The sequence below is a fragment of the Aequitasia blattaphilus genome (assembly GCF_024721305.1).
Lineage (GTDB): Bacteria > Bacillota > Clostridia > Lachnospirales > Lachnospiraceae > Aequitasia > Aequitasia blattaphila.
In genome coordinates, this window is sequence record NZ_JAMXOD010000025.1 from 1 (window position 1) to 23,895 (window position 23,895).

The window sequence follows — 23,895 nt, forward strand, 5'->3', positions numbered from 1 at the left end:
TGTCTATAATTCGATTTTTCTTTCCATCAACAAGTATACATTGGAACTTCTCACCACCAGTGTTTCCTTTAAACTCATCGATACAGAGCACTTTAGGAAGAGACATAGGCTTAGGGTATAGGAAAAAGATAATTAGAGCAAAGAAACGCCAAAATCGACATTCACCGATTTTGGTGTTTCTTAGTAGGGAGTTATTTTACATCCCCTTTTTAAAATATTAATAAATGTCTGTGGCATGATATCTGCGCACAGTATCAATGCCTGGAATTATGTTGTTTATTTTGCAAAAGTGATGAAACCAAAAGTTGAATTTTTTGAATCATATGATATAATGAAGCAAGATAACACGCAAGATAACACGCAAGATAATAAGCAAGATAGGAAGTGATTTAATGAGCGACAATAACCCGCCTTTTGATATCACACATAAAATGCTCTCTTATGTGAGTAGCATTTCTGAAAAGATAGGCAATATTAATTATCAGCACAACCTTGAATCAAAGCCCCATTTGAGAAGGAATAATAAGATTCGTTCCATTCATTCATCGTTAAAAATCGAAGCCAATTCACTCACATTAAGACAGGTTCGGGATGTAATCAACGGTCACATAGTAATTGGCGAACAAAAAGAGATTCGTGAGGTGAAAAATGCATACGCAGCATATGGAAAAATTACCTCAATTAATCCATACGACTTAAACGATTTAAACGAAATGCATGGAGTAATGACAAAATATCTTGTTGATGAATCGGGCTGCTTTAGAAGTGGAGAGGAAGGTGTATTCAATGGTGACGAATGCATTTTTATGGCACCACCAGCACGGCTTGTTCCAGCGCTTATGAACAACTTATTTCAGTGGATGCAATGTGAGAAGGATAAAATTCATCCACTAATATTGTCAAGTGTATTCCATTATGAATTTGTGTTTATTCACCCGTATGCAGATGGTAACGGTAGAATGGCAAGGCTATGGCACTGCGTATTTCTTACAAAGTGGAAAAGTGTTTTTGAGTTTATCCCGATTGAAAGCCAGATAGAAAAATTTCAGGATGGATATTATAATGCCATTGCACAGTGTCACAAGGATGGTAAATCAAACGTCTTTATCGAATTTATTTTACAACAGATAGATACTGTGCTTTCTGAAATACTAATACAATTGAGCATGAATACAGAAGGCCTGTCAGATTATGTCAAAAGAATGCTTGCTATTATGGAGTATGATATACCATATTCGTCGAATGAAATAATGGATAAGCTCAAGCTTAAATCAAAAGAAACTTTCAGAAAGAATTATATGAATCCTGCGATCAAAAGTAACTTGGTTAAAATGACCATTCCAGACAAGCCAAACAGTAAAAATCAAAAATATGTAAAGTTGTAATAAGAGACTAACCCGGTTTGGATTAGTCTCAATCTTAATGTTTCCAATGATATCACCGACATTTATCACATCATAATACCAATATGTTTTTTTCGATACTGCATAGGAGAACATTCCATAATATTATGGAATGTTTTTGCAAAATAATTTGGGTCATTGAAACCAACGCTTTCCGCAATATCACCAATAGTATGTTCTGAATTTATGAGATATTGCAAGCTCTTTTCAATACGGTATTTTAAAATGAAATTAAAAATAGAGACTTTCATGTGACGTTTGAAAATACGGCAACACTCACTCTTGCACAAATTTAATTCTTTCTCAATATCATCAAGGGTGATTTTTTCGCTATAGTGATTTTCGATGTAACTTAGGATTGTCCGAATCCGGGTATAGTTTCTTTTGTCATATAAAGGAGTATCAAGAGTAGTAAAAGCATTTTGATAAATGATTTTCCAAATGCGGTTTATGATAAAGACCATATCTAACTCATAACCTTCGGCTCTTTCTTGATCAAGGGAGAGCAGGTCGTGATAGAAATTACAAAGTTCTTGATAGCTTTTATCCTCAGGCTTAAAAAGGACAGAGGATATGCCAGGATTCAGAATGATTGGTTTGACGTATTTATCATAAAGCAAACTGTCTTCATATCCATAAATAATTTTTGGATCAAAGGTCAGTGAAATATAGTCACATACTTTGTTTTCATGATTTTTACCAGTGTGAAGGGCAGAAGAATTACAAAAAAGAATGTCTCCTTTCTGCAAATGATGAAGGGAGTCATTTATTTCATAAATCATTTCCCCCTCTGTTACAAGAGTTACTTCGATTTCTGTATGCCAATGCCATAAAAAATTCCCTTGTTCATAACGTAAGATACTTTCTGGACTTATGAGTATGGGAAAGGCATCATTACCGTGTCTTTTACGTTCCTTTTTTGTTGTATCTACAGCAATCTGCATGATAATCACTCCTTGAAATCAATATAGTTCTATTAATATAGATATATTCTAGCAATATAAAGAGAAAAAATCAATATAATACTATCTACATTTTGAATAAACACGTTAGAAGATGAAAATATACGTGATACTAAGTTTTACATATGATATAGTAAAATTATTAGAGAAAATTTCAAGGAGTAATGAGAATGAACAATAAAATCAACAAGATGATTATTTCGGCAATGATGATGGCAGTTGGATTCATATTGCCTTTTTTCACAGGGCAAATTCCGGAAGTAGGAAGTATGCTTTTACCGATGCACATTCCGGTTTTCCTATGCGGTCTGATATGTGGCTGGAGATATGGACTGGTAATAGGTGCGGCATTGCCGATTTTAAGATCCATAGTATTTGGGATGCCGATAATGTTTCCCATGGCGATTTCAATGGCTTTTGAACTGGCAGCTTATGGAATGATTGCAGGATTTTTATACAATCATTCAAAATGGAAGTGTATAAAGAGCCTCTACAAATCATTGATTCTTGCAATGATAGCAGGACGCTTTGTATGGGGAATCATTCAGGGTATTCTATTAGGGATTGGAGGAAATGCATTTACATGGAAGATGTTTTTATCAGGTACTTTGATGGGTTCAATCCCCGGTATTATTGTGCAGCTTTTATTCATCCCTGCAATTATGGTTGCCTTAGATAAAACGAAAATAGTGCCATTTAGTAAGATGCATAAGAATAGCGGAGAAAGGAAGGATGGGGTTGAAAGTTGAAAGTGCAGTAGATGAGCTTCTGGATTGGATTCAATCCAGAAAGAAGCATAAAAGTCATTTAATGATAGGAATTGATGGGAGGTGTGCTGCCGGTAAAACAACACTTGCAAAGCGATTGGCACAGGAAATTAGCTGCTCATATAACGTAATCCCAATGGATTCATTCTTTTTACAAATGCACCAAAGAACAAAAGAACGTCTGAGTGAACCAGGTGGAAATATAGACTATGAAAGAGTGTTAGAAGAAGTAATTACTCCAGGAATTAAAAGGGAAGCATTTTCCTACCGCCCTTATGATTGTAAGAAGCAAAGATTGATGGATAAAGTACAGATGGAACAAAGTGTAGTTACAATAATCGAAGGATCTTATAGCTGTCACCCATATTTTGGAGATCCTTATGATTTAAGTATTTTCCTTGATATACCAAAGGAAGAGCAGAAGGAACGTATTAGAAGGCGGAATCCAGAAGAATATGAGACGTTTATTAGTCGCTGGATACCGATGGAAGAAAAATATTTTAATGAATTTAAGATAAAAGACAAATGTGATACAAGTTTTGTCCTGAATGAAGGAAGAAATGGAGGCAATGTATGATTTATAAAGAATTTCAAGGAATTGAGCTGTCATCATTAGGATTAGGAGCAATGAGACTCCCTGTAATTGATGGTGATGATAGCAGGATTGATGAAGTGGCAGTAAAAGAGATGGTCTCCTATGCGTTAAAGGAGGGAATCAACTACTTTGATACTGCATGGGGATATCACGGAGGCAATTCTGAAACCGTGTTGGGAAGAGCTCTTAAGGATTATGATAGAGAGAGCTTTTATCTTGCTACAAAATTTCCGGGATATGATCTTGAAAATATGGGGAAGGTAGAAGAGATTTTTGAAAAGCAGTTGGAAAAATGTCAGGTGGACTATTTTGATTTTTATCTGTTTCATAATCTATGTGAAATGAATATTGATGGATATTTAGATGAAAAATATGGAATCTACAAGTACTTGTCAGAGCAGAAGGAAAAAGGACGTATTCGATATTTAGGCTTCTCGGTACATGCAAGCTATGATACTTTTGTACGGTTCCTAAATGCATACGGAGATGCCATGGACTTCTGTCAAATCCAGCTGAATTATTTGGATTGGGATTTTCAAAATGCGAAGGCAAAAGTGGAATTGCTGAAGGAATACAATATTCCAATTTGGGTAATGGAGCCCCTTAGAGGCGGGAGCCTCGCATCATTGAAGGAAGAGGATGAGGCAAGACTAAAGAAACTGCGTCCGGAAGAAGGGATTCCCGCATGGGCTTTCCGCTACTTACAGACCATTCCCGAAGTAAAGATGATACTGTCTGGCATGTCGAATATGCAGCAGCTAAAAGAGAATATTAGAACATTTGAGACAGAGAAACCATTAAACGAGAAGGAAAAGGAAGTGCTTTTTGATATTGGCAGTGAAATGATTAAGAAAATAGCACTCCCTTGTACGGCCTGTCGTTATTGTATTAGCAAATGTCCAATGGAACTTGACATTCCGGGATTAATTGAATTGTATAATGAGCACTGCTTTACGGAAAATGGGTTTATTGCTCCGATGGCTCTTATAGCAATGCCGGAAGAAAAGCAACCGGGTGCATGTATTGGCTGCCGCCAGTGTGAATCAGTCTGTCCTCAGCAAATAAAAATATCCGTTGCAATGTCCGATTTTGCTGATAAGATGGCTTGAGCAGAATGCACAAAAAGAGATATGAAAATGAAAACGAAAATCGGTAATATTTACTACAGATAAAATTTATCAATAAGAACAATTTAGTTTGACTAATCCTCCTTTGCACAAGTAATATCAAAGTATAAAGGGGGATTTATTTATGTGGGATATTTTTAAATTAAAGAGACTTGGTATTTTTGCTGGAGGTGTACTTTTTGGAACGGCTGGAGTGAAACTATTATCCAGTAAGGATGCCAAAAATGTATATACGAAAACAACAGCTGCAGTACTTCGTGGAAAAGAGTGTGTAATGAAGACTGCTACTTCTGTACAGGAAAATGCAGAAGATATTTTAGAAGAGGCAAAAGAAATCAATGAGAAAAGAAAAGTAGAGTGAGCCTATGAAATTTATAATCAAGCATGAAACAAAGGGAAGAATGAGAATTCACACTTGTAAGGAGTCCCTTAGTTATCGTGAGGCAGATACTTTACTCTATTACATTTACCGGTTGGTAAACGTGACGAATGTAAAAGTGCATGAGAACACGGGGAATGCAATCATCTATTACACAGGTGAGAGAGAGGAGATCATAACAGCTCTGAAAGCATATTCTTATGAGGATACCCAAGTAGAAGAAAGTCTGATTAAGTACTCAGGAAGAGCATTAAACACTTCTTATCGAGATAAGCTGGTATGCAAGGTATTACTTCGCTACATGGGAAAGCTTTTCGTTCCATATGCAGTAAGAGCTGTGTGGTCCAGTTTAAAAGCTTTAAAATATGTATACAAAGGTCTGCGCTCTCTGGCAAGAAGGAAACTGGAAGTAGAGGTATTGGATGGAACAGCAATCGACGGTGAGGTTATCAGTGGCGTTGCTATGGTAAACCAGGCATCTCTGACAGGAGAATCAAATCCGGTAAAGAAATCCGCAGAAGGCTATGCATATGCAGGAACTGTTGTGGAAGAAGGGGAAGTAATTATCCGCGTAAAAGAAACGACGGGATCAACCAGATACGAAAAAATCGTTGCCATGATTGAAGAGACACAGGCTCTTAAGTCTGGTGTTGAAAGTAAGAATTGCGATAAGCGATGGGGCAGAAATCGCAAGGGAGATTGCGGATATTACGATTTCGGCAGACAATCTTTATGAAATTGTAACCCTTAAACTTTTAAGCGATAGCCTTATGAAACGTATCAAAGGAAACTACAGAAGCATTGTAGGGATTAATACGGGTCTTATTGTACTTGGAGTAGGAGGATTTATTATGCCAACCACGACGGCCTTATTGCATAATCTTTCTACAATTGGAATAAGTGTTAAAAGTATGGAGAACTTACTATCCTAATAATTGTGCATATTTACTATAAAAGCAGTTAAAAAAATAACAAAATTGTAATCAATTTACTAGGGTGATATAATTCTAATATACAAGAAAGAAAAAAGAACCATAATGGTTCTTTTTTCATATTCAACTTGGATAAATAAGGAGGAGTTATATGAGTAGGTTACAAGTAAAAAAATCTGACGCGGTTCAGGCATCTGTTGACCACATGTATCAAGTACTGGAACGCAGAATGATTGCCGGAGTTGTGGATTCCTGTCCGGCCGATTTTCATTTGGGGTTTCTAAAAATGTGTCATGCCCAGACCTGTGGAAAATGTGCAACGTGTCGAATTGGTTTGAAACAGCTTCAGTATTTGTTGGAAAGCATACTGGAGAACAAGGCGGATGTGGGGACAATCGACTTGATTATGGACACGGCAAAAAACATCTATGAATCAGCAGACTGTGCAATTGGTTATGAGGCTGCCAGAATGATTTATCACGGCGTGAAAGAATGCTACGATGAATACGTAAAGTATATTCAACAGAAAGGAAATGTAGACGCAACTAAGAATCCAGTACCATGTATTGCTGATTGTCCAGCAAATGTAGACGTTCCAGGATACATGGCTCTTATGTACGAAGGACGATATGAGGATGCGGTTCGTTTAATTAAAAGAGACAATCCATTTCCAACTACCTGTGCTTTTGTCTGTGAGCATCCCTGTGAACGAAAGTGTCGTCGAAGAATGATTGATACGCCGGTCAATATACGTGGAATTAAAAGAGCCGCTGTTGATTTTGCTAAGAATGTACCAAACGAAAAAATTGCAGAATCTACAGGGAAGAAGATTGCAATTGTAGGTGGAGGCCCTAGTGGGCTGAGTGCGGCTTACTACTTAACTTTGATGGGGCATGAAGTAGAAGTCTATGAGGAAAAATCGAAACTGGGAGGAATGCTTCGTTATGGTATTCCAAGTTACCGTTTTCCGAGGGAAAGACTTCAAGATGATATTGATGCAATCATCGGTTTGGGGGTAAAGGTTCACACAAATGTACGGATTGGACAAGATATTTCCCTTCATGACTTGAGAGCAAAGTTTGATGCGATTTATATTGCAATCGGTGCTCACACAGATAAAAAGATGGGAATTGAAGGCGAAGATGCAGAAGGTGTTATGTCTGCTGTAGACCTTTTATATCGAATTGGTGAAGAAGAAATGCCAGATTTTACTGGAAAGACTGTTGCAGTTTTAGGTGGCGGTAATGTGGCAATGGACTGTGCAAGGTCAGCCGTGAGACTTGGAGCGAAAAAAGTTTCAATTGTCTATAGAAGAAGGCAGCAAGATATGCCTGCCCTTGCAGAAGAAGTAGAAAGTGCTGTTGCAGAAGGTGTTGAAATGGTAACCTTAAAAGTTCCTTTAGCAATTGAAAAGGATGAAAAGGGCAGTGTAAAAGGACTTCGTGTTCAGCCACAAATTATCAGTTTTAGTGATCGCAAGGGAAGACCAAGCCCGAAAGATGCAGATAAGCCAGTTGAAGTGATTGATTGCGATACCGTGTTGGTTGCAATTGGCCAAAACATTGAATTTAAGCATTTTGAGACCTCTGGTATTGATATTAAATATGGGGCAATAGGGGCTTTAGATGATGGGAATGTTCCAGAAAACAATGGGGTGTTTGCAGGCGGAGATTGTGTAACAGGGCCGGCTACGGTAATACGTGCGATTGAAGGCGGAAAAGTTGCGGCAGCAAATATTGATGAATATTTGGGTTATCATCATGAAATGGAAGATGAAATTGAAATTCCAATGGTGCATCTGAATAACCGAAGAACCTGTGGCAGAGTTGAAATGACAGAGAGAGAAGCAGGAGAAAGAAGTAAGGATTTCGAGGCGGTTGAACTTTGTATGTCAATGGAAGAAATGAAGCAAGAAGCAAATAGGTGCCTTCGTTGTGATTATTATGGATATGGATCTTTAAGAGGGGGGAGGGCACAAAAATGGTAAATATTACAATTGATGGCAAAAAAATTGTCGCAGATGAGAAATCTACGATTATGGAAGCTGCAGAAAAGAATGGTATAGAGATTCCGAAATTGTGTTTTTTGAAAGAAATAAATGAAATTGGAGCCTGTCGTGTCTGTATTGTTGAAGTAGAAGGAATGGATCGGGTTGTATCCTCTTGTAACCATTTGGTAGAGGACGGCATGGTAATTCATACGAATAGCCCACGTGTGCGAGACGTTCGGAAAACAAACGTACAACTGATTCTTTCGGAACACAATAGCGATTGTCCAACATGTGTAAGAAATGGGAATTGTAGTTTGCAAAGCATTGCTGAAAATATGGGGTTATTAAGTGTTCCTTTCCGGAAGGATTGGGAAGAAGGAAGGACAGACACTACTTTTCCGATTATACGAGATTCGACAAAGTGTATTAAATGTATGCGTTGTGTTAATATCTGTGATAAAGTTCAGAGTCTTGGGGTATGGGACATGATTAACACAGGTGCAAGAACTACTGTAGGAGTGACAGAAAATAAGGAAATGAGAGACACGAATTGTTCCATCTGTGGACAATGCGTAACACATTGTCCAGTAGGAGCGTTGACGGTACGAAGAGATATTCGTTCCGTATATGAGGCTCTTCATGATCCTGAGGTCGTTACCGTGGTTCAGGTTGCTCCGGCGGTTCGAGCAGGTTTTGCAGAGGCATTAGGCATCACGGAGAAGGAATTAACAACTGGACAAATGGTTACCGCTTTGAAACAACTTGGATTCGATTATGTGTTTGATACGAACTTCACAGCGGATTTAACGATTATGGAAGAAGGAAGCGAGCTTTTACATAAGCTGACCCATAAAGATGAGTATGCGTGGCCAATGTTTACATCATGTTGTCCGGGATGGGTAAGATTTATGAAGAGCGAATTTCCTGAAATGGTAGATCAGCTTTCAACAGCAAAATCTCCCCAGCAAATGTTTGGTGCAGTAACAAAAACGTGGTTTGCAGATAAAATCGGCGTAGATCCTAGTCGCCTCTGTGTGATTTCTGTCATGCCATGTAGTGCTAAAAAATATGAATGCAGCGTAGAAGAAGTAAATGCTAACGAAGGAATTAAGGATGTAGATGTGGTTCTCATCACGAGAGAAATGCTGCAAATCATGCAAATGGATGGCATTCATCTTTCTGATTTGGAGGAAACAGAATTTGACAGTCCTCTTGGAGAAGGAACAGGTGCTGCTGTAATATTCGGTGCATCAGGAGGTGTTATGGAAGCTGCCCTTCGTTCGGCGTATTTCTTAATCAAAAATGAGAACATTGATCCGGATGCATTTAAAGAAGTGCGAGGATATACGGATCGCCGTGAATTAGAAGTAGATATTGATGGAAATATAGTGAAGTGCGCAGTGGTATCCTCACTTAGCGAGGCAAGAAAGCTGATTAAGGACGTAAAAAAGGGAAAAGCATATTATGATTTTGTAGAAGTTATGGCCTGTCCAGGTGGCTGTTCTGGAGGCGGTGGTCAACCGATTAAAGATGGAGAGGAAAGAGCTGGAAGAAGAGCAAATATACTTTATCGATTGGATAAAAATGCTCCCATCCGTTATTCCCATGAAAATCCAGAGGTATTAACACTTTACAAAGAATTTCTTGGTAGTCCATTATCAGAGAAATCTCATCATTTGCTTCACACGGAACAAAGCAAGTGGAGATATTAAAGAAATGAAGACAAGAGAGGGAGACGTTGATCGTCTCCCTTTACTAATGTGTAAGTTTTCGATATAATGGGTTAGATAAAAAAATAAAGTTGGGAAAAACAAATGAAACTTAGAAGTAAACTTGCCATTAGGGCAGCAAAAATAACGAGTTATTTAATCAAAAAATTAAATAAAGGGAATGGAGTTACTTTTCCTGGTAAGGTGGCGCTTCGTATTGATCCGAATATTTTAAGCGTATTAAGTTCCATGGTAAAGAAGCAGAGAATTGTTACGATGGGAACGAATGGGAAGACAACAACAAATAGTATTATTTACCATGCCCTAAAAGAAGAGGGTTACAATGTCATCATTAACCGTACCGGTGCAAATATGCTGAATGGGATAATTTCAGCATTTGTTTTAGCGACGGATAAACAGGGAAGGATAAATGCGGATTATGCATGTATTGAAGTAGATGAAATGGCATCGGTTGCAGTTTTACCTCAGGTAAATCCTGACGTTGCAATTCTGACAAATATTTCAAGAGATCAACTAGACCGTTTTGGTGAAGTGGATATTACTTTCAATAAATTAAAGCAAGCCTATAATAGTGTTCCGAAATGCAAGCTTACAATAAATGGAGACGATATTTTATCCTATAGTCTGGCCAAAGAATGTCAGAACCCATTTATCACCTATGGAATCAGTGAAGAAATTTTTGATAACATATCAAAATCCGAGATTCGGGAAAGTACATTCTGCAGAGTCTGTGAAAGTAAAATTGAATATCGCTTTTTTCACTATGGACAGCTCGGAATTTATAAGTGTCCAAAGTGTGGTTTTGAAAGGCCGGTTCCGGACTATGAAGCGAAGAGTATTTGCTATCATAATCAGGTATACTCTTTTGAAATGGATGGGATGACAATAGAATCTACGGCTCGAACGCCTTATAATATTTATAATACATTATCAGCATATGCCCTTCTTAAAAATGCAAAGATTCCAATTCCTCATTTTAAAGAAATGGCAGAGAGTTTTGATTATGGAAATGACAGAGAAGTGTTTTTTGATATAAATGGTACCAGAACGCAGTTACATTTGGCAAAGAACCCAGTGGGATTCCAGCAAAAAGTTTCTCTTGTATTAAAGGACGATGCTCCAAAAGATATTATCATTCAAATTAATGATTCTTATCAGGATGGGAGAGATATATCCTGGCTTTGGGATGTGGATTTTCAGTACTTGGCAAAGGCAAAAGCTAATTCGATTACCCTTCTCGGAACTCGAAAATATGATATGGCTCTTCGGCTGAAGTATGAAGATGTTTCTTTCGAAGTGAAAGAGGATATGGAAGAGGTTGTGAAGGAACGGTTAAGCCAAGGGGTGAAAAATCTTTATGTAATTGTAAATTACACAGGATTGTATTCTACAAATAAGATATTGAATGACCTAAAGGATACAGGAGGAGCAAGATGAAGCTGGTAATCGGACATTTATATCCGGATCTTTTGAACTTATATGGAGACAGAGGGAATATTCAGTGCTTTGTTAAGCGTCTGGAATGGAGAGGGATAGAAGCCGAAGTTATTCCCTATCTCTCAGGAGATGAAATAGACTTTTCTGCTCTTGATATTATTCTTCTAGGTGGAGGCTCGGATCGGGAACAAGAAATTGTTTGTGCATATTTAAAAGAAATAAAAGCGGAGTTTATTGACTATGTAGAACAAGGTGGAGTGGTGCTGGCTGTTTGTGGCGGATATCAGCTCCTGGGTAAATATTATAAGACGAAAGAAAAGACAATTGAAGGATTGGGAATTGTAGATATTTCCACAAAGTGGGAAGAAAAAAGATTGGTAGATAATATTGTCTTGAAAAGTGAGTTGTTTGACATGCCGGTTACAGGGTTTGAGAATCATGGCGGGAGGACAGATATTGGCTCTTGCACACCCTTTGGTAAGGTGCTTTATGGAAATGGGAATGATGAAAAATCTGAATATGAAGGAATTGTCTACAAAAATGTAATTGGAACCTATCTCCATGGACCCTTGCTTCCAAAGAACCCACAAATATGCGATTATTTGTTGGAAAGAGCGTTGCAAAAGAAGTATGGTGAAGAGGTTCGTTTAAAAGAATTGCCAGATGAGATGGAAAAAAATGCCAATGATTATATTGTGAAGACCTACGCAGATATGCTATAATTTGAACAAGTATGTAAAAAAGGAGCCAATCAATGAAAAGAGTATTATTAAAGCTAAGCGGAGAAGCTTTAGCAGGAGATAAAAAAACAGGTTTTGATGAAGAAACTTGTGTAAAAGTAGCAAATCAGGTAAAGGAATTAGTAGACCAGAATATTCAAGTGGCTATTGTGACAGGAGGAGGAAATTTCTGGAGAGGCAGAACCAGTGAAACGATTGATCGTGTGAAGGCAGATCAAATTGGAATGCTTGCTACAGTGATGAATTGTATCTACGTGTCGGATATCTTTCGCTATGTTGGCATGAAGACAGAAGTGTTTACTCCTTTTCAGTGCGGAGCGTTTACCACTTTGTTTTCAAAAGACAGGGCATTACAATCACTGGAAGAAGGAAAGGTTGTTTTCTTTGCAGGAGGAACAGGGCATCCTTATTTTTCCACCGATACAGGCTCTGTACTACGTGCAATTGAAATTGAAGCAGATGCTATGCTTCTAGCGAAAGCTATTGACGGAATTTATGACAGTGATCCAAAGGAAAATCCAGATGCTCAGAAATATGAAGAGATATCGATTGAAGAGATGATTGATAAAAGACTTATGGCCATTGATTTAGCAGCATCTATTATGTGCATGGAAAACAAAGTTCCTTTGTTAGTGTTTGGTTTAAATGAAGAGAATAGTATTGCAAATAGTATTACTGATAAATTTACCGGTACAAAGGTTACCGTATAAAAAGGAGGAAGAATAGAATGAATGAGAGACTCAAAGTTTATAGCGACAAAATGGAAAAAACAATGACTAATTTAGATGGAGATTTGGCGACTGTTCGTGCAGGAAGAGCAAATCCAAACGTCTTAAATAAAATTATGGTCAATTATTATGGAACACCAACACCGATACAGCAAGTAGCAAATGTATCTGTTCCAGAGCCACGTATGATTCAGATTTCACCATGGGAGAAAACAATGCTGGGTGAAATCGAAAAAGCAATTCAAATGTCTGATTTAGGGATTAATCCTACCAATGATGGAAGTCTTATTCGATTAAGCTTTCCAGAGCTGACAGAAGAGCGCAGAAAAGAGTTGGTGAAGGATGTAAAGAAAAAAGGTGAGAATGCGAAAGTTGCTCTTCGTAACATCCGAAGAGATGGAAATGACGCAATTAAAAAGTTAAAGGGAACAGATGTATCTGAGGATGAGATGGCAGATTTAGAAGATGAGCTTCAAAAAATGACTGATAAATTTGTGAAAAATGTTGATAAAGCAGTTGAAGTTAAGTCGGATGAAGTAATGACGGTTTAAAAAAATGCAAGGGGGAGGTACCCGTTCAGGTATTGAACGAGTACTTTTCCTGTGTTAAGAAGCAAAAGAAAGGACTGTAGAAATGAACGTACCAAAACATGTGGCAATTATCCTGGATGGAAATGGAAGATGGGCGAAGAAGAGAGGCCTTCCTAGAAATTTCGGACATAACAAAGGCAGTCAGGCAGTAGAGCAAATTTGTGAAGATGCTTGGAATCTGGGGATAAAATATTTAACAGTATACGCTTTTTCTACAGAAAACTGGAACCGTCCGGATTCGGAAGTAGAAGCACTTATGAAGCTTTTGAGGAAATACATGAAAACAAGCTTGAAAAGAGCTGCCAAAAACGATATGTGTATTCGCGTGATTGGAGATATTACGGGATTGGATCAAGACTTACAGGAGAGTATCCAAGAGCTTGAAAATGAGACGAGAGAGAATCAAGGTCTTTCTTTTAACATTGCGATTAATTATGGAAGCCGGGATGAAATGATTCGAGGCGTGAAAACAATGGTAAAGGATTGTATGGAGAATCAATTGTCATTGGGAGAAATTACAGAAGATGTCTTTTCGAAATATTTGGATACCAAGGGAATTCCGGATCCAGATCTTTTGATTCGAACCAGCGGAGAAATCCGTCTCTCTAATTTCCTGCTTTGGCAATTAGCATATACAGAATTTTATTTTACAGATGTATTGTGGCCGGATTTTGATAAAAAGGAACTTGAAAAGGCGATTGAATATTATGATGGCAGAAACAGACGATACGGAAAGGTAGAAGAGTAGATGTTTAAATCAAGGTTATTAAGTGGAATTGTGTTGGTGTTAGTACTTGCCCTGGTAATTGGATATGGCAGCAATGTCCTTCTGTTGTTCTGCGGAATCATAAGTCTGATTGGAATGTGGGAGCTGAACCGGGTAGTTAAAGTCGAAAACAAGCTGCCGGGAATTTTAACTTATATATGTGGAGCCATTTACTATTTGTTACTGTTTTTAGAAAAGAAAGAGTTTTTAATGGGAAGTATCATTTTGGCTTTGATTGTACTTATGGCATCCTATGTATTTGCATTTCCGAAATATCATGGAAATCAGATTATTACTGCCTTCTTTGGTTTCGTATATGTGGCAGTTATGATTTCATATATTTATCAGGCGAGAATGTTAGGGTTATCCTATGCAATCTTGATTTTTCTGGGGTCCTGGGGAAGTGATACCTGCGCATACTGTGTAGGAATGCTTTTGGGAAAACATAAAATGGCGCCTAAATTAAGTCCCAAAAAGTCAGTAGAAGGTGCAGTTGGCGGTGTGGTTGGAGCAATTGCTCTAGGAGTTGTTTTTGGAAGTATTGTTGGAGAAGAAGCCGTTGTTTTCGGTGTGATATGTGGAGTCGGAGCCTTGATTTCCATGATAGGAGATTTAGCTGCATCTGCAATAAAAAGAAACTATGAGATTAAGGACTATGGTCATTTAATTCCTGGCCACGGCGGGATTTTGGATCGGTTTGACAGTGTGATATTTACAGCACCGGTCATTTATTATATGGCAGTATTGTTATTGTAGAGAGGCGAAAAAATGAAAAAAATTGGAATACTCGGCTCTACCGGTTCCATCGGAACACAGACACTTGAAATTGTGAGAGAAAATTCAGATGTAAAGGTAGTTGCCTTAAGCGGGAATCAAAACATAGAATTATTGGAAAGGCAGATTCGAGAATTTAAACCGAAATTAGTAGCAGTGTATGATGAGGAAAGAGCAGTGCTGCTAAAAGAAAATGTGAAAGATTTGGATGTTGTAATCCTGGGCGGCATGGATGGATTGGTTCAAGCAGCAACCCATGAAGAGGTAGAAATCCTTGTGACAGCAGTTGTTGGAATGATCGGGATTCGTCCGACGATTGAAGGAATTAAGTGTAAAAAAGACATTGCCTTGGCCAATAAAGAGACTTTAGTTTGCGCAGGTCATATCATCATGCCTCTGGCAAAGGAAATGGGTGTGAAAATATTACCTGTAGATAGTGAACATTCGGCTATATTTCAGGCGTTACAGGGTAATGAAACGAAAAAGGTTGAAAAGATATGGCTGACAGCATCAGGAGGCCCATTTCGTGGAAAGAATCAGGAAGAACTAATCGGTGTCAGGCCAAAAGATGCTTTAAAACATCCGAACTGGACCATGGGACAGAAAATCACTATTGACTCAGCAACTATGGTTAATAAAGGTTTGGAAGTGATGGAAGCAAAATGGTTGTTTGATATTGGGATTGATCAGGTTGAAGTAATTGTACAACCCAATAGTATCATTCATTCCATGGTAGAGTATATAGATGGATCGGTGATAGCGCAGATGGGAACCCCGGATATGAAGCTGCCGATACAATATGCACTTTTTTGTCCAGAAAGAAGAGGTTTAGGGGGAGAGCGTCTGGACTTTAAGAAGTTGGGTCAGATTGCTTTTGAAGCACCAGATATGGACACATTTTTCGCACTGAAATTGGCTTATATTGTGGGGAGAAGAGGGGGGAGTCTTCCAACGGTATTTAATGCAGCCAACGAATTGGCAGTAGAGTTATTCCTAAAGGGTGAGGCTACTTTCTTGGAGATTATGGAGATTATAGAGGATTGCGTGACGCATCATACTGTAATTGAGAATCCAACATTAGAAGAAATCCTAAGAGTAGAACAAGAAACATATATACGCATCAATAACAGGAGGTAGAATTTTGGGAATCATTTTAGCAATCCTAATTTTTGGATTCATTGTTTTTTTTCATGAATTAGGACATTTTTTACTGGCAAAAGCAAATGGAATTGAGGTGACAGAATTTGCACTGGGTATGGGGCCGATTCTGTTTTCGAAAGAAAGAAAAGGAACTGTATATGCTTTGAAGCTGCTCCCTATAGGTGGCTCTTGTACAATGGGAGAGGATGAAGAGGCAACAGATTCACCGAGTAACTTTAATAATAAATCTGTTCCGGCAAGAATATCTGTTATTGTGGCAGGAGCAGTTTTCAATTTTATACTTGCTTTTATTTTATCTGTGATCTTAACCGGTATGGTAGGATATGATGAGCCTGTTCTATCGGAAGTACAGGAAAACTCTGTAGCTGCAGAGGCTGGATTAAAAGCGGGAGATAAAATACTGAAATTTAATAATAAGAGAATCTATTTGTTTCGTGAGCTGAGCTTTTATACGCAATTGAATCGAGATCAGGAAATTACACTTACCTATGTACGAGATGGAGACAGGCATACAACGGAGAGCTTTATACCGAAATACAGCGAAGAGACAAAAAGCTATCGTGTAGGTGTTGCCAGCAGCGGGTATCAAAAAGCGAACCTGCTAAAAGCAGTCCAATATGGATATTATGAGGTACGTCTTATGATTAATTCCACATTTGAGAGTCTGAAAATGCTTCTCACAGGTCAAGTTGGAATCAATGACTTATCGGGACCGGTTGGAATTGCAGACATGGTAGATTCAACCTATAAAGAAAGTGTGGACTACGGAGCAAAAGTGGTGATTTCTCAGCTGTTAAGCATGGCAATTTTAATTTCGGCAAATCTGGGAGTGATGAATCTGTTGCCCTTACCTGCATTAGATGGAGGGCGGCTGATATTTCTAATCATTGAAGGGATCCGAAGAAAAAGAATTCCTCCAGAAAAAGAGGGTATGGTACATATGGTTGGAATTATGCTGCTGATGCTTTTGATGGTGGTTGTTATGTTTAACGACATTAGAAAGGTGTTTTTTTAGATGAAAAAGGTGATAGGAGTACTTCTTCTTACGATTATTCTCCTTCTTTGCGGGGGAGCATATTTCTTTTTTACAAAACTGCCCCAGGTATTTAAGGAGCAGCAGGAAAAGATTGTAGAAGAGGAAATAGAGCAGATACCTTATAAGGAAGTACAAATTGGTGAAGATGGACTTTCTTCAAAGCTATATTATAACACCTACAGTGATGAGGAAAAACTTGCATATCGGGAAATTCTGCAGGGAGTACTGGATCATGACGAAACAATCACGATTCATACCACCAGTCATGAAAAAGCATTTGATATTTTTGAGGATGTAATTAAGGATCATGGAGAAATATTTTGGTGTGATGGAGAAGTGGAGACGGTAACCTATGAAGAGCCGGAAACCTACATAGAAATGGAAATCTCCTATAATTTTTCCAAGGAAGAAAGAGTAGAGAAGCAAGGTATCATAGACAATGAAATTGATAATATCATCCTCCAGATTGATCCTTATTGGTCGGAGTATGAGAAGGTATTGTTTGTATACCGTTACCTGGTATTGAATACAGATTACGATATGAGTGCTCCTGACAATCAAAATATCTATAGCGTTTTTGGAAATAAAGTGTCGGTGTGTGCAGGATATGCCAAAGCTTTTCAAGTGCTAATGGAGAGATTAGGTATTCCGGCCTCCTATGTCATTGGAATTGCAAGAGAAGAAAATCATGCATGGAATATTGTGACGTGTGAAGGGCAGAACTACTTTGTTGATGTTACCTGGGGAGATCCAATTTTCACAGGAGAAAGCCCAGCTATTCCCAATCAGGAATCCTATGTAATCTACGATTACATGTGCACCAGCTATGAACAGATGTCCAAGACTCATACCTTTGAAGAGGTGGAACGATTACCAGCTTGTGAGAGTATGGCTTGTAACTATTACGTCAGAAATGGACTTTATCATGATGCATATGACCCAGGTTATGCCATGGAAGTATTAAACCAGTCCATCAATAATCGTATGAATGAATATGTATTTAAATATTCAAATGAAGCAGCCTATCAAGGAGCACAGCCAGACTTGATTAACAACGTGATTCCTACTGTGGCCTCAAATCTGGCGGCTCAATTAGGGTATTCTCAAGTGGAGTATTACTACATGGATGATACCGAGTTAAATAAAGTTACGATTTTCTGGCAATACTAGCTTGAAATGTTCGGAGATTTATAGTATAATTTCTACAATTTGTGTAGACATAAGTTTTATTGAATGAAGGGCAGTTTTGTGTTTTCACATACTGCCTGTAATTATGTAAGTAAGTGGAAGGAAAAAGGTGGAATATGAAAGCATTTCTTATTTTAGAAGATGGCAATGTCTTTAGCGGCAAGAGTATTGGCTCGACAAAAGATGTGATAAGTGAGGTAGTATTTAATACTTCAATGACAGGTTATTTGGAAGTTCTAACCGATCCATCTTATGCCGGTCAAGCGGTAACTATGACATATCCATTAATTGGGAATTATGGAATCACACCGGATATGGAATCAAAAAAAGCGTGGCCTAAAGGCTATATAGTAAGAGAGTTGTCGCGAAATTATAGTAATTTCAGAAGCACAGGAAGCATTCAGGATTTTTTGAAAGAACAGGATATTCCTGGTATCTGTGGTATAGACACTCGTGCCTTGACAAAGATTTTAAGAGAAAAAGGTACGATGAACGGAATGATTACCACAAATGAGAATTACGATTTAGATAAAATTCTACCTCAGCTAAAAGCTTATAAAATAGGAGATGTGGTATCTGAAACCACATGTGATGAAAAATACACCTTAAAAGGTGATGGTCCTAAAGTTGCGCTTATGGATTTTGGTGCGAAGGACAATATTGCCAAGTCTTTAAATCTTAGAGGATGTCAGGTGACGGTATATCCTTCTTATACGACTGCAGATGAAATAATTGCAGATAATCCAGAGGGGATTATGCTCAGTAATGGACCAGGAGATCCGGAAACAAACGTACAAATCATAGAAGAAATCAAAAAATTATATCAAACAGATATCCCGATTTTTGCCATATGTTTAGGACATCAGCTGATGGCATTGGCAAATGGTGGAAAAACATATAAATTGAAATATGGCCATAGAGGTGGCAATCATCCTGTTAAGGATTTAAGCAACAACAAGGTGTATATTTCTTCTCAGAATCATGGCTATGCAGTTGATGCAGACAGTATTGACGCTTCCATTGCAAAAGAAGCATTTATCAACGTTAATGATAAAACGAATGAAGGATTATCCTATATCGATAAAAATATTTTTACGGTACAGTTTCATCCGGAAGCATGTCCTGGACCTCAGGATTCAAGTTATTTATTTGATCGGTTTATGGATATGATGAAAGGAGGAAAATAATGCCAAAGAATAATGATTTAAAGAAAATTTTAGTGATTGGGTCTGGACCAATTGTTATTGGTCAGGCTGCGGAGTTTGATTATGCAGGAACACAGGCATGCCGTTCTTTGAAAGAAGAGGGGTTGGAAGTTGTTCTCTTGAATTCAAATCCAGCTACGATTATGACCGATAAAGATATTGCAGATAAAGTCTACATTGAACCTCTTACGGTAGAGGTGATTGAACAATTGATTTTAAAAGAGAAGCCTGATAGTGTGCTTCCAACTCTTGGAGGACAAGCAGCACTTAATCTGGCGATGGAACTTGAGGAAAATGGTTTCTTAAAGAGAAACAATGTTCGATTAATTGGAACTACCTCTGAGACGATTAAGAAGGCGGAAGATCGTCTGGAATTTAAGACAACCATGGAAAAAATCAACGAGCCGGTAGCAGCTTCTTTAGTGGTAGAAACGGTAGAGGATGGTGTGGCTTTTGCAGAGACGATTGGCTATCCTGTTGTACTTAGACCAGCCTATACGCTAGGAGGAAGTGGTGGTGGAATTGCCCAGAATCAAGGCCAACTCATGGAAATCCTTGAAAATGGTCTTCGTCTGTCACGAGTAGGTCAGGTATTAGTAGAACGTTGTATTTCAGGCTGGAAAGAAATTGAATACGAAGTAATGCGTGATGGTGCAGGGAATTGTATCACCGTATGTAATATGGAAAATATCGATCCGGTTGGTGTTCACACAGGGGACAGTATTGTTGTTGCACCTTCACAGACATTAGGAGATAAAGAATATCAAATGCTTCGTACTTCAGCATTGAATATTATCAGTGAGTTAAATATTACAGGTGGATGTAACGTACAGTATGCACTACATCCAGACACCTTTGAATATTGTGTGATTGAGGTAAATCCTCGAGTAAGCCGGTCTTCAGCCCTTGCATCAAAAGCAACAGGGTATCCTATTGCCAAGGTAGCAGCTAAGATTGCTCTTGGGTACACTCTGGACGAAATTCAGAATGCAGTGACAAAGAAAACTTTCGCCAGCTTTGAACCAATGCTTGATTACTGTGTGGTTAAGCTTCCAAGGCTTCCATTTGATAAGTTTATCAGTGCAAAAAGGACTCTTACAACGCAAATGAAGGCAACTGGTGAGGTAATGAGTATCTGTGATAATTTTGAAGGTGCTCTTATGAAAGCAATCCGTTCCCTGGAGCAAAATGTGGACAGCTTAATGTCTTATGATTTTACTGATTTAGACCGTGACGCCTTAATGGAAGCTCTGGAAATTGTGGATGATATGAGAATTTGGCGTATTGCAGAAGCAATCCGCAGAGGGATTTCATATGATGAGATATTTAATGCAACCAAAATAGATCGTTGGTTTATTGATAAGCTTGCTATTTTAGTAGAGATGGAAGAGAAATTGAAAAAGGAAGAACTAAGTGTGGAGCTTCTCAAGGAAGCAAAACGGATTGAGTTCCCAGACAGTGTTATTGCATCTCTTACTGGAAAAACAAAAGATGAAATTGAAACAATGCGCTATGATAACCAGATTGTGGCAGCCTATAAGATGGTTGATACTTGTGCGGCAGAGTTTAAGGCTGAAACTCCTTATTACTATTCTGTGTATGGCAGTGAAAATGAGGCAGAGGTTACGAAAGACCGGAAAAAGATTTTGGTTCTGGGATCAGGGCCGATTCGAATTGGACAGGGAATAGAATTTGACTTTTGTTCTGTTCATTGTACGTGGGCATTTTCAAAAGAAGGATATGAGACCATTATCGTAAATAACAATCCAGAAACAGTTAGTACGGATTTTGATATTGCAGATAAACTGTATTTTGAACCACTTACGCCAGAAGATGTCAAGAGTATCGTGGATATTGAAAAGCCGGATGGAGCTGTTGTGCAGTTTGGTGGACAGACAGCAATTAAACTAACAGAAGCCCTTATGAATATGGGAGTTGAAATTTTCGGAACATCAGCAGAAAGTGTAGATGCGGCCGAAGACAGAGAGCTTTTTGATAAAATATTGGAAGAGTGTGAGATCCCAAGACCTTCAGGTGGTACAGTATATACTGCTGAGGAAGCAAAGGAAGTTGCAAACCGTTTGGGATATCCAGTCCTTGTAAGACCTTCTTATGTGTTAGGTGGACAAGGAATGCAGATTGCAATTAATGATCATGACATTGATGAATTTATTGGAATCATAAACCGAATCGCCCAAGACCATCCTATTTTGGTGGACAAGTATTTGCAGGGCAAAGAGATAGAGGTGGATGCTGTCTGTGATGGCACAGATATCATCATTCCTGGAATCATGGAGCATATTGAAAAGGCAGGAATTCATTCGGGAGACAGTATTTCCGTATATCCGGCTACCAGTATATCTGAAAATGTAAAGAAAACCATAGAAGACTATACATGGAGATTGGCAAAATCGTTAAAAGTAATTGGGTTGATTAACATTCAGTTTATTGTAGTGGATGAAGAGGTTTACGTTATTGAGGTAAATCCAAGATCGAGCCGAACGGTACCGTATATCAGTAAGGTTACAGGGATTCCAATTGTGCCATTGGCTACAAAGGTTATTATTGGAAACAAAATCAAAGATATGGACTATAAGCCAGGGCTTCAGCCAGAGTCAGAGTATTATGCGGTTAAGATGCCAGTATTCTCTTTCGAAAAAATCCGAGGAGCGGATATAAGTCTGGGTCCTGAGATGAAATCAACAGGTGAGTGCTTAGGCATAGCGAAAACCTTTGATGAAGCCTTGTATAAAGCTTTTCTGGGGGCAGGGATTAAGCTTCCGAAGCATAAGAATATGATTATTACAGTTCGTGAGGATGATAAGGAAGAAGCAGTTAAAATTGGAGCACGTTTTGAAAAAATCGGTTATAAGATTTTTGCGACCAGAGGCACAGCAAAGGCAATGAACGATGCAGGAGTGAAAGCAATTTCGGTAAACAAGATTGAGCAGGAATCTCCAAACTTATTAGATTTAATATTAGGACATCAAATCGATTTGGTTATCGATACGCCGCCGAAAGGAGCAGATCGATCCAAAGATGGTTTTGTAATCCGAAGAAATGCAATTGAAACAGGGGTAAATGTATTGACGTCTATTGATACAGCCAATGCACTTATTACGAGCTTGGAAAATACGAATATTCGTAAATTAACTTTAGTTGATATTGCAGAAATATAATAAAAAACGTAGTATGGGATACGTTCCATACTACGTTTTTATTAGAGTGTTACATTTTTTTGAAAAAGGAAAGGAGTTTATCATTTTCTTTAGGACTCCGAATACAAAAACGAATAAATTCACCATTTAACCCTTCAATCTTACAACAATTTCTTAGCATAAGCCGGTTTTTAATGGCTTCTTCAAAGACAGAATCGCTGGTTAACCCTTCTTTTAAAAGCTTCACTAAGAAGAAATTGGAATCCGTGTCAAAGACATGCAAAGAGGAACAACGAGAAAGCTCCTTTTGGATACGGCTTTTTTCTGCCCAAATAAGTTCCTTTGTTTCCTGAATATAGGCAATGTCTTTTAACATGATTTCTCCCATAAAAGCACCAATGCTATTTAGACTCCATGGGTTTTGCTCTCTCCGTAAATAGTGAATGAATTCTTTGCTGCTTGTGATTCCATAACCAAAGCGAAGACCAGGCGAAGAGTAGAACTTTGAAACACCACGGATTACCATGAAGTTATCATACTTTTCAACCAAGGACAATGCGCTGATGTTTTTGTGTGCCGGAGAAAACTCGACATAGGTTTCATCAATTAAAAGTGCAATTTTATATTTTTTACAGTGGGCGATTATTCTCTCCAAGTCTGTTGTTTCGATTCCTAGGCCGGTAGGGTTATTAGGATTGCAAAGTACAATAAGATTTAATTCGTGATTAAGCTGGCTTATGAATTTTTCGATATCCAGTTTAAAGTCATTTTTCTCTTCCAGGAAATAGTAAGAAAGCTCAGCACCTGAAAGAGATAGTTCCCTTTCGTATTCCGAATAAGTAGGGCGGATTACCAAGGCTTTTTTGGGAGCCATAAGTCTTGTGAAAATGGAAATGAGTTCGGTTGAGCCATTTCCCACAGTTACGAATTCTTTTGGTACATTACAGTAATGGGCAATCTCTCTTTTTAGAGAAGTATAGTTTCTGTCAGGGTATTTTGTTATAATATCAATATTGTCAAGGAGAGCATCTTTTGCCATAGGTGACAAACCGAGAGGGTTGACATTTGAGGCAAAATCGATAATTTCCTCTGTGGGAATCTGATAAAAGGAAGCGATTTTCTCAATATCACTTCCATGGAAGTTTTGTTCTTTTTTCATTTCATATTTCCTTTACTTAATATTTGCATTTTTATACAAAAATGATATAATTCATTATAGTACATTTG

General features: G+C 38.2%; 21 protein-coding genes and 1 pseudogene. 20 read left to right on the forward strand and 2 right to left on the reverse strand.

All coding sequences use genetic code 11. From position 1 onward, the window contains the following. Positions 1-392: 392 nt before the first annotated feature. Positions 393-1,385: a Fic family protein gene (locus NHH15_RS13375; RefSeq protein ID WP_262067156.1), complete on the forward strand. Its 993-nt coding sequence runs from the start codon at positions 393-395 to the stop codon at positions 1,383-1,385. Between the two features lie 65 nt (positions 1,386-1,450). On the opposite strand, the gene NHH15_RS13380 is transcribed toward NHH15_RS13375, so the two are convergent. After that, a complete protein-coding gene (locus NHH15_RS13380; protein ID WP_262067157.1) occupies positions 1,451-2,347 on the reverse strand; it encodes an AraC family transcriptional regulator in 897 nt (298 codons plus the stop codon). A 188-nt stretch (positions 2,348-2,535) separates the two neighbouring features. On the opposite strand from NHH15_RS13380, the gene NHH15_RS13385 reads away from it, so the two are divergent. The 19 genes and pseudogenes from NHH15_RS13385 (at position 2,536) to carB (ending at position 22,689) form a co-directional block, all read left to right on the forward strand. Continuing rightward, on the forward strand, positions 2,536-3,114 hold the full coding sequence (locus NHH15_RS13385) for an ECF transporter S component (protein ID WP_316044080.1): 579 nt from the start codon (positions 2,536-2,538) through the stop codon (positions 3,112-3,114). Next, positions 3,104-3,709 (forward strand): uridine kinase family protein, encoded by a 606-nt coding sequence (locus NHH15_RS13390; protein WP_262067159.1) that lies wholly within the window; start codon positions 3,104-3,106, stop codon positions 3,707-3,709. The genes NHH15_RS13385 and NHH15_RS13390 overlap by 11 nt, the downstream gene beginning before the upstream one ends. Next, positions 3,706-4,836: an aldo/keto reductase gene (locus NHH15_RS13395; RefSeq protein ID WP_262067160.1), complete on the forward strand. Its 1,131-nt coding sequence runs from the start codon at positions 3,706-3,708 to the stop codon at positions 4,834-4,836. The genes NHH15_RS13390 and NHH15_RS13395 overlap by 4 nt, the downstream gene beginning before the upstream one ends. A gap of 142 nt (positions 4,837-4,978) precedes the next feature. Beyond that, positions 4,979-5,215, forward strand: coding sequence for a DUF6110 family protein (locus NHH15_RS13400; RefSeq protein WP_262067161.1), 237 nt, complete (start codon positions 4,979-4,981; stop codon positions 5,213-5,215). Positions 5,216-5,696: 481 nt separating this feature from the next. After that, positions 5,697-5,969: a P-type ATPase actuator domain-containing protein gene (locus NHH15_RS15910; RefSeq protein ID WP_416386586.1), complete on the forward strand. Its 273-nt coding sequence runs from the start codon at positions 5,697-5,699 to the stop codon at positions 5,967-5,969. Then, positions 5,890-6,165: pseudogene (locus tag NHH15_RS15915) on the forward strand (heavy metal translocating P-type ATPase); the annotation flags it as partial. The gene NHH15_RS15910 and the pseudogene NHH15_RS15915, both read left to right, overlap by 80 nt. 151 nt (positions 6,166-6,316) lie before the next feature. Continuing rightward, complete coding sequence (locus tag NHH15_RS13410) at positions 6,317-8,152, forward strand: NAD(P)-binding protein (RefSeq protein ID WP_262067162.1); 1,836 nt, start codon at positions 6,317-6,319, stop codon at positions 8,150-8,152. Next, positions 8,146-9,867 (forward strand): NADH-dependent [FeFe] hydrogenase, group A6, encoded by a 1,722-nt coding sequence (locus NHH15_RS13415; protein ID WP_262067163.1) that lies wholly within the window; start codon positions 8,146-8,148, stop codon positions 9,865-9,867. The genes NHH15_RS13410 and NHH15_RS13415 overlap by 7 nt, the downstream gene beginning before the upstream one ends. A gap of 102 nt (positions 9,868-9,969) precedes the next feature. Beyond that, positions 9,970-11,322: a Mur ligase family protein gene (locus NHH15_RS13420; protein WP_262067164.1), complete on the forward strand. Its 1,353-nt coding sequence runs from the start codon at positions 9,970-9,972 to the stop codon at positions 11,320-11,322. Continuing rightward, a complete protein-coding gene (locus NHH15_RS13425) occupies positions 11,319-12,044 on the forward strand; it encodes a type 1 glutamine amidotransferase (protein ID WP_262067165.1) in 726 nt (241 codons plus the stop codon). Before NHH15_RS13420 ends, NHH15_RS13425 begins: the two co-directional genes overlap by 4 nt. Positions 12,045-12,076: 32 nt before the next feature. Further along, entirely contained in the window at positions 12,077-12,772 is a 696-nt protein-coding gene (gene pyrH, locus NHH15_RS13430; RefSeq protein ID WP_262067166.1) for a UMP kinase, read from the forward strand. A 17-nt stretch (positions 12,773-12,789) separates the two neighbouring features. After that, positions 12,790-13,341, forward strand: coding sequence for a ribosome recycling factor (frr, locus tag NHH15_RS13435; protein ID WP_262067167.1), 552 nt, complete (start codon positions 12,790-12,792; stop codon positions 13,339-13,341). 82 nt (positions 13,342-13,423) lie between these two features. Next, a complete protein-coding gene (locus tag NHH15_RS13440; protein ID WP_416386585.1) occupies positions 13,424-14,128 on the forward strand; it encodes an isoprenyl transferase in 705 nt (234 codons plus the stop codon). Then, positions 14,129-14,902, forward strand: a complete 774-nt coding sequence (locus NHH15_RS13445; protein WP_262067168.1) for a phosphatidate cytidylyltransferase — start codon at positions 14,129-14,131, stop codon at positions 14,900-14,902. A gap of 12 nt (positions 14,903-14,914) precedes the next feature. After that, positions 14,915-16,057 carry a 1-deoxy-D-xylulose-5-phosphate reductoisomerase gene (locus NHH15_RS13450; RefSeq protein ID WP_262067169.1) on the forward strand — a complete coding sequence of 381 codons (1,143 nt, stop codon included), beginning with the start codon at positions 14,915-14,917 and terminating at the stop codon, positions 16,055-16,057. 4 nt (positions 16,058-16,061) lie between these two features. After that, entirely contained in the window at positions 16,062-17,096 is a 1,035-nt protein-coding gene (rseP, locus tag NHH15_RS13455) for an RIP metalloprotease RseP (protein WP_262067170.1), read from the forward strand. Further along, the gene (locus NHH15_RS13460) at positions 17,097-18,287 is read left to right on the forward strand and encodes a transglutaminase domain-containing protein (protein ID WP_262067171.1); all 1,191 of its coding nucleotides are present in this window, start codon (positions 17,097-17,099) and stop codon (positions 18,285-18,287) included. It abuts the gene before it with no gap. 134 nt (positions 18,288-18,421) lie between these two features. Further along, positions 18,422-19,492 (forward strand): carbamoyl phosphate synthase small subunit, encoded by a 1,071-nt coding sequence (locus NHH15_RS13465; protein ID WP_262067172.1) that lies wholly within the window; start codon positions 18,422-18,424, stop codon positions 19,490-19,492. Beyond that, complete coding sequence (gene carB, locus NHH15_RS13470) at positions 19,492-22,689, forward strand: carbamoyl-phosphate synthase large subunit (protein WP_262067173.1); 3,198 nt, start codon at positions 19,492-19,494, stop codon at positions 22,687-22,689. Before NHH15_RS13465 ends, carB begins: the two co-directional genes overlap by 1 nt. A gap of 49 nt (positions 22,690-22,738) precedes the next feature. Here the strand turns inward: carB and NHH15_RS13475 are convergent, their stop codons facing one another. Beyond that, a complete protein-coding gene (locus NHH15_RS13475) occupies positions 22,739-23,827 on the reverse strand; it encodes a pyridoxal phosphate-dependent aminotransferase (protein WP_262067174.1) in 1,089 nt (362 codons plus the stop codon). Positions 23,828-23,895: the final 68 nt, after the last annotated feature.

What these genes read in the sequence shown, in the direction of transcription:
- NHH15_RS13475 (WP_262067174.1), bottom strand. Translation starts at nt 23,827, where the DNA reads ATGAAAAAAGAACAAAACTTCCATGGAAGTGATATTGAGAAAATCGCT.
- NHH15_RS13400 (WP_262067161.1), top strand. Translation starts at nt 4,979, where the DNA reads ATGTGGGATATTTTTAAATTAAAGAGACTTGGTATTTTTGCTGGAGGT.
- NHH15_RS13445 (WP_262067168.1), top strand. Translation starts at nt 14,129, where the DNA reads ATGTTTAAATCAAGGTTATTAAGTGGAATTGTGTTGGTGTTAGTACTT.
- pyrH (WP_262067166.1), top strand. Translation starts at nt 12,077, where the DNA reads ATGAAAAGAGTATTATTAAAGCTAAGCGGAGAAGCTTTAGCAGGAGAT.
- NHH15_RS13415 (WP_262067163.1), top strand. Translation starts at nt 8,146, where the DNA reads ATGGTAAATATTACAATTGATGGCAAAAAAATTGTCGCAGATGAGAAA.
- NHH15_RS13440 (WP_416386585.1), top strand. Translation starts at nt 13,424, where the DNA reads ATGAACGTACCAAAACATGTGGCAATTATCCTGGATGGAAATGGAAGA.
- NHH15_RS13380 (WP_262067157.1), bottom strand. Translation starts at nt 2,347, where the DNA reads ATGCAGATTGCTGTAGATACAACAAAAAAGGAACGTAAAAGACACGGT.
- NHH15_RS13385 (WP_316044080.1), top strand. Translation starts at nt 2,536, where the DNA reads ATGAACAATAAAATCAACAAGATGATTATTTCGGCAATGATGATGGCA.
- NHH15_RS13450 (WP_262067169.1), top strand. Translation starts at nt 14,915, where the DNA reads ATGAAAAAAATTGGAATACTCGGCTCTACCGGTTCCATCGGAACACAG.
- NHH15_RS13425 (WP_262067165.1), top strand. Translation starts at nt 11,319, where the DNA reads ATGAAGCTGGTAATCGGACATTTATATCCGGATCTTTTGAACTTATAT.
- NHH15_RS15910 (WP_416386586.1), top strand. Translation starts at nt 5,697, where the DNA reads ATGGTAAACCAGGCATCTCTGACAGGAGAATCAAATCCGGTAAAGAAA.
- carB (WP_262067173.1), top strand. Translation starts at nt 19,492, where the DNA reads ATGCCAAAGAATAATGATTTAAAGAAAATTTTAGTGATTGGGTCTGGA.
- NHH15_RS13465 (WP_262067172.1), top strand. Translation starts at nt 18,422, where the DNA reads ATGAAAGCATTTCTTATTTTAGAAGATGGCAATGTCTTTAGCGGCAAG.
- NHH15_RS13420 (WP_262067164.1), top strand. Translation starts at nt 9,970, where the DNA reads ATGAAACTTAGAAGTAAACTTGCCATTAGGGCAGCAAAAATAACGAGT.
- NHH15_RS13410 (WP_262067162.1), top strand. Translation starts at nt 6,317, where the DNA reads ATGAGTAGGTTACAAGTAAAAAAATCTGACGCGGTTCAGGCATCTGTT.
- NHH15_RS13375 (WP_262067156.1), top strand. Translation starts at nt 393, where the DNA reads ATGAGCGACAATAACCCGCCTTTTGATATCACACATAAAATGCTCTCT.
- NHH15_RS13395 (WP_262067160.1), top strand. Translation starts at nt 3,706, where the DNA reads ATGATTTATAAAGAATTTCAAGGAATTGAGCTGTCATCATTAGGATTA.
- frr (WP_262067167.1), top strand. Translation starts at nt 12,790, where the DNA reads ATGAATGAGAGACTCAAAGTTTATAGCGACAAAATGGAAAAAACAATG.
- NHH15_RS13460 (WP_262067171.1), top strand. Translation starts at nt 17,097, where the DNA reads ATGAAAAAGGTGATAGGAGTACTTCTTCTTACGATTATTCTCCTTCTT.